The organism is Ideonella dechloratans (assembly GCF_021049305.1).
GTDB lineage: Bacteria > Pseudomonadota > Gammaproteobacteria > Burkholderiales > Burkholderiaceae_C > Ideonella > Ideonella dechloratans.
On sequence record NZ_CP088081.1, the window covers coordinates 2,402,540 to 2,415,524 of the forward strand.

Genomic DNA, 12,985 nt, shown 5'->3' on the forward strand with positions numbered 1-12,985 from the left:
GAAACTCCCGGAGATCAGATGTCAAACAGCAGGCGGGCCGGGTCTTCCAGCGCTTCCTTCATGGCCACCAGGCCCAGCACGGCTTCGCGGCCGTCGATGATGCGGTGGTCATAGGACATGGCCAGGTAGTTCATCGGGCGCACCACGACCTGACCGTTCTCCACCACGGCGCGGTCCTTGGTGGCATGCACGCCCAGGATGGCCGACTGCGGCGGGTTGATGATCGGGGTCGACAGCATGGAGCCGAAGGTGCCGCCATTGGAGATGGAGAAGGTGCCGCCGGTCAGCTCTTCCAGCCCCAGCTTGCCGTCCTTGGCCTTCTGGCCGAAGGTGGCGATGGTCTTCTCGATCTCGGCAAAGGTCAGCTGGTCGGCGTTGCGGATGATGGGCACCACCAAGCCACGGGGCGAGCCCACGGCGATGCCGATGTCGAAGTAGCCGTGGTAGACGATGTCGTTGCCGTCCACCGAGGCGTTCAGGATCGGGTACTTCTTCAGGGCGTGCACGGCCGCCTTGACGAAGAAGCTCATGAAGCCCAGCTTGACGCCGTGTTCCTTCTCGAACTTCTCCTGGAACTTCTTGCGCATCTCCATCACCGGAGCCATGTTGACCTCGTTGAAGGTGGTCAGGATGGCGTTGGTGGATTGCGACTGCACCAGACGCTCGGCGATGCGGGCGCGCAGGCGCGACATGGGCACGCGCTGCTCCGGACGATCACCCAGGTTCTGGGCCACGGGGGCGGCCACCGCCGGCAGGGGCTTGGCGACGGCAGCGTTCACGGGAGCGGCCACCGGCGCCGCCACGGCGGCCGGCTTGGCACCACCGGCCACGACGGCCAGCACGTCACCCTTGGTGACACGGCCATCCTTGCCGGAGCCGGCCACGGAGCCCGCGGCCAGACCGTTGTCGGCCATCAGCTTGGCGGCGGCCGGCATGGCCACATCGGACTTGCTGCCACCGGTGGCGGCAGGTGCGGCCACGGCAGCGGCGGCGGGCGCCGGCGCTGCGGCGGCAGCGGCCGGCGCAGGTGCGGCCACCGCACCGGCGGCGGCTTCGGTGTCGATCTTGGCGATGACCTGGTCGCTGACCACGGTGCCGCCATCGGCCACCACGATCTCGGTGATCACGCCGGCCGAGGGGGCCGGCACTTCCAGCACGACCTTGTCGGTCTCGATCTCGATCAGGATCTCGTCGATGGCGACGGCCTCACCGGCCTTCTTCTTCCATTGCAGTAGGGTGGCCTCGGCCACGGATTCGGACAGCTGCGGAACCTTGACTTCTACGATTGCCATGATGGGGGAATTCTTTGATGGGTGTGACAAGGCTCCGGCGCACGCGCGCCAGAGCCACGGTCAATGCGTTGCTTACTTGGAGAGCACGAAGCCCTTGAGCTTGCCGAAGGCCTGATCCAGCAGCGCCTTCTGCTGTTCCTGGTGCAGGTGGGCATAGCCGACGGCGGGCGATGCCGAAGCCGGGCGGCCGGCGTAACCCAGCTTCTGGCCTTCGAGCATGTTCTCGTGGATCTGGTGCTGCACGAAGAACCAGGCACCCTGGTTCTGCGGCTCGTCCTGGCACCACACGATGTCCGTCGCGTTGGGGTACTTCTTGATCTCGGCGGCGAAGGCCTTGTGCGGGAACGGGTAGAGCTGCTCGACGCGGATGATGGCCACGTCGTGCGACTTCTTCTCGTCGCGCTTCTTGATCAGGTCGTAGTAGACCTTGCCCGAGCAGGCCACCACGCGCTTGACCTTGGCCGCGTCGATCTCGGCGTTGTGCTCGCTGATGACCGTGCGGAACTCCCCCTTGGTGAACTCCGACAGCGGCGAGGTGGCGTCCTTGTTCCGCAGCAGCGACTTCGGGGTCATGATGACCAGCGGCTTGCGGAACTGGCGCACCATCTGGCGGCGCAGCAGATGGAAGATCTGGCTGGCCGTGGTCGGCTGCACCACCTGCATGTTGTTGTCGGCCGCCAGCTGCATGAAGCGCTCCAGGCGGGCCGAGCTGTGCTCGGGGCCCTGGCCTTCGTAGCCGTGCGGCAGCATCAGGGTCAAGCCGTTGGCACGGCCCCACTTCACCTCGCCGGCAGCGATGAACTGGTCGATCACCACCTGCGCGCCGTTGGCGAAGTCGCCGAACTGGGCTTCCCAGATCGTCAGCGTGTTGGGGTCGGAGCCGGCATAGCCGTACTCGAAACCCAGCACCGCCTCTTCCGACAGGATGGAGTCGATGACGACGAAGGGCGCCTGGCCTTCGGCGATGTGCTGCAGCGGGATGTAGATGCCTTCGTCGAACTTGTCGCGGTTCTGGTCGTGCAGAACGGCATGACGGTGCACGAAGGTGCCGCGACCGCAGTCCTCACCCGACAGGCGCACCGGATAGCCGGAAGCCACCAGAGAGGCGTAGGCCAGATGCTCGCCCATGCCCCAGTCGACGTTGATGTCACCACGGCCCATGGCCGCGCGGTCGGCGATGACCTTCTCGACCAGCGGGTGCAGCTTGAAGTTCGCCGGGACAGTGGTGATCTTCTCGGCCAGACGCTTGATCTCGGCCAGCGGCAGCGCGGTGTCGGCGGCGTCGGTCCACTTCTTGCCAAGGAAGGGCGACCAATCGACCGCGTACTTGCTCTTGAAGTTGGTCAGCACCGGGTCGACGGTGTGCTTGCCGGCATCCATCGCGGCGCGGAAGGCCTTGACCATCTCGTCCGGTCCGCCAGCCGGCAGCACGCCCTGGGCGACCAGCTTGTCGCCATAGAGCTTGCGGGTGCCCGGGTGCTGGGCGATCTTCTTGTACATCAGCGGCTGGGTCAGGGCCGGGGTGTCTTGCTCGTTGTGGCCCAGCTTGCGGAAGCAGATGATGTCGACGACGACATCCTTCTTGAACTGCTGGCGGTAGTCCATGGCCAGCTGGGTGCACCACACCACGGCGTCCGGATCGTCGCCGTTCACGTGCAGCACCGGGGCCTCGATCATCTTGACCACGTCCGAGCAGTACAGCGTCGAACGGGTGTCGCGCGGATCGGAGGTGGTGAAGCCGATCTGGTTGTTGATGACGATGTGGACCGTGCCGCCGGTGTAGTAGCCGCGGGTCTGGGCCAGCGCCAGCGTCTCCATCACCACGCCCTGGCCGGCGAAGGCGGCATCGCCATGCACCAGCACCGGCAGCACCTGGTTGCCTTCCTTGTCGCCACGGCGATCCATGCGGGCCTTGACCGAGCCCTCGACCACCGGGTTCACGATTTCCAGGTGCGAGGGGTTGAAGGACAGGCTCAGGTGGACCGGACCACCGATGGTGGTCACGTCGCTGGAGAAGCCCTGGTGGTACTTGACGTCACCGGCCGGCAGATCTTCCGGTGCGGTGTGCTCGAATTCGGCGAACAGGTCCTTGGGCATCTTGCCCAGGGTGTTGACCAGCACGTTCAGACGGCCACGGTGGGCCATGCCGATCACGATCTCCTGCACGCCCTTCTCGCCGGCATGCTGGACCAGTTCGTCCATCGAGGCGATGAAGCTCTCGCCACCTTCCAGCGAGAAACGCTTCTGGCCGACGTACTTGGTGTGGAGGTAGCGCTCGAGACCTTCGGCCGCGGTCAGGCGGTCGAGGATGTGCTTGCGCTTCTCGGGCGTGAAGGCGGGCTTGGAGCGGGCGCTTTCCAGGCGCTCCTGCCACCAGCGCTTCTCGGTCGGGTCCGTGCAGTGCATGAACTCCGCGCCGACGGTGCCGCAGTAGGTTTCACGCAGCGCCTGCATGATCTCGCGCAGCGTCATGTGCTCGGCACGCGAGAAATAGGTGTTCGCGGCGCTGAACGGGATGTCCATGTCGGACTCGCTCAGGTCGTAGAACGCGGGCTCGAGTTCGGGAATCTTGGGGCGCTCGGTGCGCTTGAGCGGATCCAGGTCGGCCCAGCGCGAGCCCAGGAAACGGTAGGCGGCGATCAACGACTGGACGTGGACCTGCTTGCGGGCCACGGCGAGATCGGTGGAGCTGGCCTTGACCGTGAAGGCGTTCGACTTCGCGCGTTGGGCGAAGGATTCGATCACGGGGGCGTGGGGCACATCGCGGCTGGCGGTGCCGTCGACGGCGGGGACGTTCTGCAGCGCGTCGAAGTACTCGCGCCAGTTGTCGGGCACGGAGCCCGGGTTGTCGAGGTAGGCCTCGTACATCTCTTCGACGTACGGCGCATTCCCCCCGAACAGGTACGAGTTCGACCTGTATTGCTGCATCATTTCTCGCTCACCTTTCGCTCCGGTTTCCAGAGCTCCGATGGGTTGATCAACCTTCCGCGGCCCGGCTTGACCGTTTGGCGGATTGCGATCCGCCTTGCTGCCCAATGGGTAGGATCAGCAAGGGGACACAGAAGGACCTGAATTGTCAGGGCGAGACTGTAGCACCGTTGGCTCCTGCCGCCCGCACAGTAACTACCCTGCACAGCACTGGGTCATCGGAGATTCGGCATCGAACTTGAATGGCAAAGTCCCCCACGATGCCCCGCAGCCCACTGTCACGCACCATATGGCTCCACCCTGAAGCCCCCGCGAAACCGGCGGTGGGCGCGGCCTGCAACGGCTGCGGCGTGTGCTGCGCTCTGGAGCCATGTCCCGCGGGGGCGCTGCTCAGCCGCCGGCTTCATGGCGCCTGCACGGCCCTGCGCTGGAACGAGACGGCCCAGTGCTACCGCTGCGGCCTGCTGAGTGCGCCGGACGACGTGCTGGCCCGCTGGCCACGCCCGCTGCGCCGATGGATCCACCGGCAGGCCGGGCGCTGGATCTCCAGCGGCCAGGGCTGCGATGCGGACTGGACGCCACAGGACATCCCGCCCGCCGGGCCATGAAAAAGGGCGCCCGCAGGCGCCCCTGGCAGTTCATCACCGAGAGATCAGGCTCAGAGCGCTTGGATCAGCTCCGGCACGGCCGTGAACAGATCGGCTTCCAGCCCGTAGTCGGCCACGGAGAAGATCGGCGCTTCCGGGTCCTTGTTGATCGCCACGATCACCTTGGAATCCTTCATGCCAGCCAGGTGCTGGATGGCCCCGGAGATGCCACAGGCCACGTACAGCTGCGGCGCGACGATCTTGCCGGTCTGACCCACCTGCCAGTCGTTGGGGGCATAGCCGGCGTCCACTGCGGCGCGGCTGGCGCCCAGCGCGGCGCCCAGCTTGTCGGCCAGGGGCGTCAGCACCTCGTTGAACTTCTCGCTGCTGCCCAGGGCCCGACCACCGGAGACGATGATCTTGGCGGCGGTCAGCTCGGGGCGGTCGCTCTTGGTGACCTCGCGGCCCACGAAGCTGCTCTTCGCGTTGGCGGTCACGGCGGCCACGCTCTCCACGGCAGCGGCGCCACCGGTGGCGGCGGCCGCGTCGAAGGCAGTGCCGCGCACGGTGATGACCTTGACCGCGTCGGCACTCTGCACCGTGGCGATGGCGTTGCCAGCATAGATGGGACGCTCGAAGGTGTCGGCGCTCACCACCTTGGTGATGTCGGTGATCTGGGCCACATCCAGCTTGGCGGCCACTCGGGGCGCGACGTTCTTGCCACTGGCGGTGGCCGGGAACAGGATGTGGCTGTAGCCCGAGGCGATGCCCAGCACCTGGGCGGCCAGGTTCTCGGCCAGGCCTTCGCCCAGGCCGGCGCCATCGGCGTGCAGCACCTTGGCCACACCGGCGATCTGGGCGGCCGCCTGCGCGGCGGCGCCAGCATTCTGGCCGGCCACCAGCACATGCACATCGGCACCCAGCTGGGCCGCGGCGGTCACGGTGTTCAGGGTCGCGCCCTTGATCGAGGCGTTGTCGTGTTCGGCAATGACGAGGATGGCCATGTTCAGATCACCTTGGCTTCAGTCTTGAGCTTGGCCACCAGGGTGGCGACATCCGGCACCTTGATGCCCGCGCTGCGCTTGGCCGGCTCGGCCACGCTGAGCGTCTTGATGCGCGGAGCCACGTCCACGCCGAGGTCGGCCGGCTTGACGGTCTCCAGCGGCTTCTTCTTGGCCTTCATGATGTTGGGCAGCGTGACGTAGCGCGGCTCGTTCAGGCGCAGGTCGGTGGTCACCACCGCCGGCAGGCTGAGTTTCAGGGTTTCCAGACCGCCGTCCACCTCGCGGGTGACGGTGGCAGCGCCATCTGCCACTTCGACCTTGGACGCGAAGGTGGCCTGCGGCAGGTCGGCCAGCGCGGCCAGCATCTGGCCGGTCTGGTTACAGTCATCGTCGATGGCCTGCTTGCCCAGGATGACCAGCGCCGGCTGTTCCTTGTCGACCAGAGCCTTGAGGATCTTGGCCACGGCCAGCGGCTGCAGCTCGGCATCGCTCTCGACCAGGATGCCACGGTCGGCGCCGATGGCCATGGCCGTGCGCAGGGTTTCCTGGCACTGGGTCACGCCACAAGACACGGCCACCACCTCGGTGACCACGCCCTTCTCCTTCAGGCGCACCGCTTCTTCGACGGCGATCTCGTCGAAGGGGTTCATGCTCATCTTCACGTTGGCCAGATCCACCCCCGTGCCGTCGGACTTCACGCGTACCTTCACGTTGTAGTCGACGACGCGCTTGACGGCTACCAGTACCTTCATTTCGCGTTGCTCCTGTCGGATCGTTTGAGTGATTTGACGTTTACGTAAACTGTCGGATTCTAGGACCTGACCCGAGATGCGCCAAGAGGCGCACGCGGGATACTGCCCCACCAGCGATCCACAAAATCGCACGGTCGTTCTATTTTATGCTGCCACGACGGCGCTGCGGCTCGCGTATGCTTGGGGACAACCCTAGGTCGAGCGCACCACCAGCTCCGCCCTCCTCACCATGTCCGACTCTCTTTCGCCCATCCCACCCATCGGAATCTTCGATTCGGGGGTGGGCGGCCTGTCCGTGCTGCGCGCCTTGCGCCGCCGCCGCAGCGACATCCCCCTGCTCTATGTGGCAGATTCAGGACACGCCCCCTATGGCGACCGCGATCCGGCCCACGCCCTGCAGCGCTCCATCCGGGTCACGGAACACCTGATGGCGCAAGGCGCCCGCCTGATCATCGTGGCCTGCAACACCGCCACGGCACGGGCCATTGACACCCTGCGGCAACGTTATCCCGAGGTGACCTGGGTGGGCGTGGAGCCCGGCGTGAAGCCGGCCGTGCGGCACAGCAGCAATGGGCGCATCGGCGTGCTCGCCACCCCTTCCACCCTGAGCAGCCCCCGCTTCGATTCGCTGATCGACCGTTTTGCCCAGGGCTGCGAGGTGGTCCGGGTGCCCTGTCAGGGGTTGGCGGCGGCCATCGAGAAAGGCGGCCCCTCGGACCCCGCCCTCGATCCACTGCTGGACCGTTACTGCGCACCGGTGATTCAAGCGGGCGCGGACACCGTGGTGCTGGGCTGCACCCACTACCCCTTCGTGGCCGAACGGATCGCCGCCCGGCTGGGGCCGCAGGTTCAACTGCTGGACACGGCCGACGCGGTCGCCGCCCATGCTCTGCATCTCTGGCCCAACTGCAGCGGCCAGCGAGTCCCGCGCGACATGCAGGCGCCGGTCCGGCTGGAGACCACGGGCGATGCCACGGTGCTGGCGCGCCTGGCCCGCGAGGGACTGGGCCTGGACATTCCTGTGCATGCCATTGATCTCTGAGGCACGGCCTGCGGAAGTCATTCCTTGGTGCCCGGAACCGGGTTCGAACCGGTACGCCCTGTGAGGGGCGGCGGATTTTAAGTCCGCTGCGTCTGCCTGTTCCGCCATCCGGGCACGGGGCGGGATTATCGCGGCCACCGACCGATGGCTCCCGCACCGGGACAAGAAAAAAGGGAAGCCTCACGGCTTCCCTTTTTGAAGAGACTGGAGCGGGAAACGAGGCTCGAACTCGCGACCTCAACCTTGGCAAGGTTGCGCTCTACCAACTGAGCTATTCCCGCTTGGGATCACCGGGGTTGGACCCTGGCGCCGGCCCCGCACAAGGCGTGACCGTTTGGTGTTTGGAGCGGGAAACGAGGCTCGAACTCGCGACCTCAACCTTGGCAAGGTTGCGCTCTACCAACTGAGCTATTCCCGCGTGGCGTCTTCAATCTTGGAGGCGCGATCCAGAGTCGAACTGGACTAGACGGATTTGCAATCCGTTGCATAACCGCTTTGCTATCGCGCCTTCGAAACCGAAGGCAGTGTAGCGCCAGCTGCCACCCGATGAAAAAGGGAAGCCGGGGCTTCCCTTCGGAATCTGGAGCGGGAAACGAGGCTCGAACTCGCGACCTCAACCTTGGCAAGGTTGCGCTCTACCAACTGAGCTATTCCCGCGTGGCTCCTGACGGAACACGTTTTCCTGATCTGTGTTTGGTGACACCGGCCCGGCTGTTTCTGATTTCTCAGACGTTTCCGCGCCGCATCAGGGAAGCTCGCATTATAGGCATGTTTTCAGCACCTCGGCAAGCCTTTCATGAAATCTTGAAAGACCGCCGAAGCACCATCCCTCAATGGGGACGAACGTCCCCCGTGGCGGGAGCGGCGGCAGCCTCTGCGGGTGCAGCCGCGGCAGCGGCCACCGCTTCCTCCTCAGGCAGAGGCGTCGGAGCACGCTCCAGCGCCACCTCCAGCACCTTGTCGATCCAGCGCACCGGCACGATCTCGAGTTGGCTCTTGACGTTGTCCGGAATGTCCTGGAGGTCCTTGACGTTCTCCTCCGGGATCATCACCAGCTTGATGCCACCGCGGTGGGCTGCCAACAACTTCTCCTTGAGGCCACCGATGGCCGTCACCTCGCCGCGCAGCGTGATCTCGCCGGTCATGGCGACATCCGCCCGCACCGGGATGCCGGTCAGCGCCGAGACAAAGGCCGTGGTCATCGCCGCACCGGCGCTGGGACCATCCTTGGGCGTGGCGCCATCGGGCACGTGAACGTGCACGTCGCGCTTCTCGAAGAGCTCATCCTTGATGCCCAGGCGGCGCGAGCGGCTGCGCACCACGGTGCGTGCAGCTTCGACCGATTCCTTCATCACATCGCCCAGCGAACCGGTGCGGATGATGTTGCCCTTGCCCGGCATGGCCGTGGCTTCGATGGTCAGCAGATCGCCGCCCACTTCCGTCCAGGCCAGACCGACCACCTGGCCGACCTGGTTGGTCTTCTCGGCACGGCCGAAGTCGAACTTGCGCACCCCCAGGAAGTCGTGCAGGTTCTCGTCCGTCACCACCACCTTGTCGCCGTAGGTCTTGAGCAGCAGACCCTTGACCACCTTGCGGCAGATCTTGGAGATCTCGCGCTCGAGCGAACGCACGCCGGCTTCACGGGTGTAGTAGCGGATGATGCCGCGGATGGCGCCTTCGGTGACCTCCATCTCGTCGTCCTTCACGCCGTTGTTCTTGGCCTGCTTGGGCAGCAAGTACTTCTGCGCGATGTGGAGCTTCTCGTCCTCGGTGTAGCCCGACAGGCGGATGACCTCCATCCGGTCCAGCAGGGCCGGCGGGATGTTCATCGAGTTCGAGGTGGCCACGAACATCACATCGGACAGGTCGAAATCGACCTCGATGTAGTGGTCGCCGAAGGTGTGGTTCTGCTCGGGGTCGAGCACCTCCAGCAGGGCCGACGACGGGTCGCCCCGGAAATCCATGCCCAGCTTGTCGATCTCGTCGAGCAGGAACAGCGGATTGCGCGTGCCGACCTTGGTCAGGCTCTGCAGCACCTTGCCCGGCATGGAGCCGATGTAGGTGCGGCGGTGGCCCCGGATCTCGGCCTCGTCGCGCACGCCGCCCAGCGCCATGCGGACGAACTTGCGGCCCGTGGCGCGTGCCACGGACTGCCCGAGCGAGGTCTTGCCCACGCCCGGGGGGCCCACCAGGCACAGGATGGGCGCCTTGACCTTGTCCACGCGTTGCTGCACGGCGAGGTACTCGAGGATGCGATCCTTGACCTTCTCCAGGCCGTAGTGATCCTCGTTGAGCACCTCCTCGGCCAGACCCAGGTCGTGCTTGATCTTGGTCTTGCGAGACCAGGGCAGGCCGATCAGCGTGTCCAGGTAGTTGCGCACCACCGTGGCCTCGGCCGACATCGGCGACATCAGCTTGAGCTTCTTGAGCTCGGCCTCGGCCTTCTTGCGTGCCTCCTTGGGCATGCGGGCCGCGGTGATCTTCTTCTCCAGCTCTTCCAGGTCGGCGCCTTCTTCGCCGTCGCCCAGTTCCTTCTGGATGGCCTTGACCTGCTCGTTCAGGTAGTACTCGCGCTGGCTCTTCTCCATCTGGCGCTTGACGCGGCCACGGATGCGCTTTTCCACCTGCAGGATGTCGACCTCATGTTCGAGCTGCTCCAGCAGTTTCTCCAGCCGCTGAGCCACATCGAACAGGTCCAGCACCGACTGCTTGGATTCGAGCTTGAGCGGCAGATGGGCCGCGATGGTGTCGGCCAGTCGGCCCGGATCGTCGATGCCGGCGATCGAGGTCAGGATCTCCGGCGGGATCTTCTTGTTGAGCTTGACGTACTGGTCGAACTGCTGGGTCACCGCGCGACGCAGGGCCTCGACCTCGGGGGTCGGCTCGCCCGCGGGCTCCACCGGCAGCACCTCGGCGACGAAATGCTCACCGGCATCGCTGACGCTCTGGGTGTGGGCGCGCTGCACGCCTTCGACCAGCACCTTCACGGTGCCGTCCGGCAGCTTGAGCATCTGCAGGATGCTCGACACGCAGCCGACGCTGAACAGGTCTTCAGCGCGCGGTTCGTCCTTGCCAGCGGCCTTCTGGGCCACCAGCATGATCTGGCGGCCGGCATCCATCGCGGCCTCGAGGGCCTTGATCGATTTGGGACGCCCCACGAACAGCGGAATGACCATGTGGGGGAACACCACCACGTCCCGCAGCGGCAGCAGCGGCAGCGTGGTCGGTTCCGGGGGGAGGATGGGATGTCCTGACATGGATTGCCTCACTTTCTCGGACCCACATGGGGCCCGAGGGTTGGATTGCAAGAAGCCGGACGCATCAAGGGGCCGATCGCCCGGCGTGGAAGGACATTCAGGCTCAGGCGCTGGCCTTGGCCTGTTCCCTGTAAACCAGCAGGGGCTTGCCGCCCTCTTCGATGATGTGTTCGTCGACCACGACCTTGGCCACTCCTTCGAGGGTGGGCAGTTCGAACATGGTGTCGATCAGGGCGGCTTCCATGATGGATCGCAGGCCGCGCGCGCCGGTCTTGCGCTTGAGCGCACGGCGGGCGATGGCGCTCAGCGCCGTCGGACGGATCTCCAGCTCCACGCCATCCATCGAGAACAGCTTCTGGTACTGCTTGAGCAGCGCGTTCTTGGGCTCGACCAGGATCTGGATCAGCGCCTCCTCCGTCAGCTCGCCCAGCGTGGCGACCACGGGCAGACGGCCGACCAGTTCGGGGATCAGGCCGAAACGCACCAGATCCTCGGGCTCGACGTTGCGGAAGACCTCGGAAACCCGCTTCTCGGACTTGCTGTGCACCGTGGCACCGAAGCCGATGCCGGACTTCTCGGTGCGGTTCTGGATGACCTTCTCCAGACCGTCGAAGGCGCCGCCGCAGATGAACAGGATGTTGGTCGTGTCGATCTGCAGGAAGTCCTGATTCGGGTGCTTGCGCCCGCCTTGCGGCGGCACGCTGGCCATGGTGCCTTCGACCAGCTTCAGCAGGGCCTGCTGCACACCCTCGCCCGACACGTCGCGGGTGATCGAGGGGTTGTCGGCCTTGCGGGAGATCTTGTCGATCTCGTCGATGTACACGATGCCGCGCTGCGCCCGCTCCACATCGTAGTTGCAGTTCTGCAGCAGCTTCTGGATGATGTTCTCGACGTCCTCGCCCACATACCCCGCCTCAGTGAGCGTGGTGGCGTCGGCGATCACGAAGGGCACGTTCAGCAGCCGGGCCAGGGTCTGCGCCAGCAGGGTCTTGCCGGAGCCGGTGGGGCCGATGAGCAGGATGTTGCTCTTGGCCAGTTCCACCTCGTCCTTGCTCGCACCCATGTGCTTGAGCCGCTTGTAGTGGTTGTAGACCGCCACCGAGAGCGTGCGCTTGGCCGTCTCCTGTCCGATCACGTACTGGTCCAGACTGGACTTGATCTCGGACGGGGTGGGCAGATCCGACTTGGCCGGGGACTTGACCGAGCTGGGCTCGGCCGGCGTCTCGTCCCGGATGATGTCGTTGCACAGCTCGATGCACTCGTCGCAGATGAAGACCGAAGGTCCCGCGATGAGCTTCTTGACCTCGTGCTGACTCTTTCCGCAGAAAGAGCAGTAGAGGACTTTTTCGCCAGAGGCGCCTTTCTTGTCAGACATGGATATGTGCCTGGGCTGTGCTAGGTAACCGTGAAGGGATGATAGAGCAAGCGCCGATCAGCCCCGTTTCTCCAGAACCTGGTCGATCAGGCCATAGCTCTGGGCCTCGGCGGCCGACATGTAATAGTCGCGCTCGGTGTCGGCCTGGATCTTCTCCAGCGGCTGACCGGTGCGCTCGGCGAGGATGCGGTTGAGCTGCTCGCGGGTCTTGAGGATCTCGCGGGCATGGATCTCGATGTCCGTGGCCTGGCCCTGGGCGCCACCCAGCGGCTGGTGGATCATGACCTTGCTGTTGGGCAGGGAGAAGCGCTTGCCCTTGGCGCCGGCGGCCAGCAGAAAGGCGCCCATGCTCGCGGCCATGCCAATGCACAGCGTGGACACATCGGGCTTGATGAACTGCATGGTGTCGAAGATCGACATGCCGGCGCTGACGCTGCCGCCCGGGGAGTTGATGTAGAACGAGATGTCCTTGTCGGGGTTCTCGCTCTCCAGGAACAGCAGCTGAGCAACCACCAGATTGGCGCTCTGGTCATTGACCGGCCCCACCAGGAAGACGATGCGCTCGCGCAGCAGGCGCGAGTAGATGTCGTAGGCGCGCTCGCCGCGCCCCGACTGCTCGATGACCATGGGAACCATGCCGAGGGCTTGGGTGTCCAGTGCGCTCATGGAACTCCTTCAGGAGAAATGGTGACGGTTGTCCTGCTGCCCATTATGTCGCTGCAGAAAAACCGTGCGATCGAAGAAAAAA

General features: G+C 65.3%; 9 protein-coding genes and 5 tRNA genes. 2 read left to right on the top strand and 12 right to left on the bottom strand.

The window, feature by feature from the left end:
• Positions 1-14 precede the first annotated feature (14 nt).
• Positions 15-1,292: a 2-oxoglutarate dehydrogenase complex dihydrolipoyllysine-residue succinyltransferase gene (odhB, locus tag LRM40_RS11175; protein ID WP_231067512.1), complete on the bottom strand. Its 1,278-nt coding sequence runs from the start codon at positions 1,290-1,292 to the stop codon at positions 15-17.
• A 72-nt stretch (positions 1,293-1,364) separates the two neighbouring features.
• Entirely contained in the window at positions 1,365-4,223 is a 2,859-nt protein-coding gene (locus tag LRM40_RS11180) for a 2-oxoglutarate dehydrogenase E1 component (RefSeq protein ID WP_151124178.1), read from the bottom strand.
• Positions 4,224-4,543: 320 nt separating this feature from the next.
• Between LRM40_RS11180 and LRM40_RS11185 the strand changes: the two genes are divergently transcribed.
• Positions 4,544-4,828 (top strand): hypothetical protein, encoded by a 285-nt coding sequence (locus tag LRM40_RS11185; protein WP_310739989.1) that lies wholly within the window; start codon positions 4,544-4,546, stop codon positions 4,826-4,828.
• A gap of 50 nt (positions 4,829-4,878) precedes the next feature.
• Here the strand turns inward: LRM40_RS11185 and LRM40_RS11190 are convergent, their stop codons facing one another.
• On the bottom strand, positions 4,879-5,811 hold the full coding sequence (locus LRM40_RS11190; protein ID WP_151124176.1) for an electron transfer flavoprotein subunit alpha/FixB family protein: 933 nt from the start codon (positions 5,809-5,811) through the stop codon (positions 4,879-4,881).
• A 2-nt stretch (positions 5,812-5,813) separates the two neighbouring features.
• Positions 5,814-6,563: an electron transfer flavoprotein subunit beta/FixA family protein gene (locus LRM40_RS11195; protein WP_151124175.1), complete on the bottom strand. Its 750-nt coding sequence runs from the start codon at positions 6,561-6,563 to the stop codon at positions 5,814-5,816.
• A gap of 229 nt (positions 6,564-6,792) precedes the next feature.
• On the opposite strand from LRM40_RS11195, the gene murI reads away from it, so the two are divergent.
• On the top strand, positions 6,793-7,605 hold the full coding sequence (gene murI, locus LRM40_RS11200; protein WP_151124174.1) for a glutamate racemase: 813 nt from the start codon (positions 6,793-6,795) through the stop codon (positions 7,603-7,605).
• Between the two features lie 25 nt (positions 7,606-7,630).
• Here the strand turns inward: murI and LRM40_RS11205 are convergent.
• The 8 genes from LRM40_RS11205 to clpP all read right to left on the bottom strand — a co-directional run bounded on the left by LRM40_RS11205 (position 7,631) and on the right by clpP (position 12,903).
• Positions 7,631-7,719 (bottom strand) — tRNA-Leu (locus LRM40_RS11205).
• A 91-nt stretch (positions 7,720-7,810) separates the two neighbouring features.
• A tRNA-Gly gene (locus LRM40_RS11210) sits at positions 7,811-7,886 on the bottom strand.
• A gap of 61 nt (positions 7,887-7,947) precedes the next feature.
• Positions 7,948-8,023 (bottom strand) — tRNA-Gly (locus LRM40_RS11215).
• 16 nt (positions 8,024-8,039) lie between these two features.
• Positions 8,040-8,113, bottom strand: a tRNA-Cys gene (locus tag LRM40_RS11220).
• A 73-nt stretch (positions 8,114-8,186) separates the two neighbouring features.
• Positions 8,187-8,262: transfer RNA gene (locus tag LRM40_RS11225), tRNA-Gly, on the bottom strand.
• Between the two features lie 173 nt (positions 8,263-8,435).
• Positions 8,436-10,862, bottom strand: a complete 2,427-nt coding sequence (lon, locus tag LRM40_RS11230) for an endopeptidase La (protein ID WP_151124173.1) — start codon at positions 10,860-10,862, stop codon at positions 8,436-8,438.
• A 103-nt stretch (positions 10,863-10,965) separates the two neighbouring features.
• Positions 10,966-12,237, bottom strand: a complete 1,272-nt coding sequence (gene clpX, locus LRM40_RS11235; RefSeq protein WP_151124172.1) for an ATP-dependent Clp protease ATP-binding subunit ClpX — start codon at positions 12,235-12,237, stop codon at positions 10,966-10,968.
• 57 nt (positions 12,238-12,294) lie between these two features.
• Positions 12,295-12,903 (bottom strand): ATP-dependent Clp endopeptidase proteolytic subunit ClpP, encoded by a 609-nt coding sequence (gene clpP / locus LRM40_RS11240; protein ID WP_022979872.1) that lies wholly within the window; start codon positions 12,901-12,903, stop codon positions 12,295-12,297.
• Between the last annotated feature and the right edge of the window lie 82 nt (positions 12,904-12,985).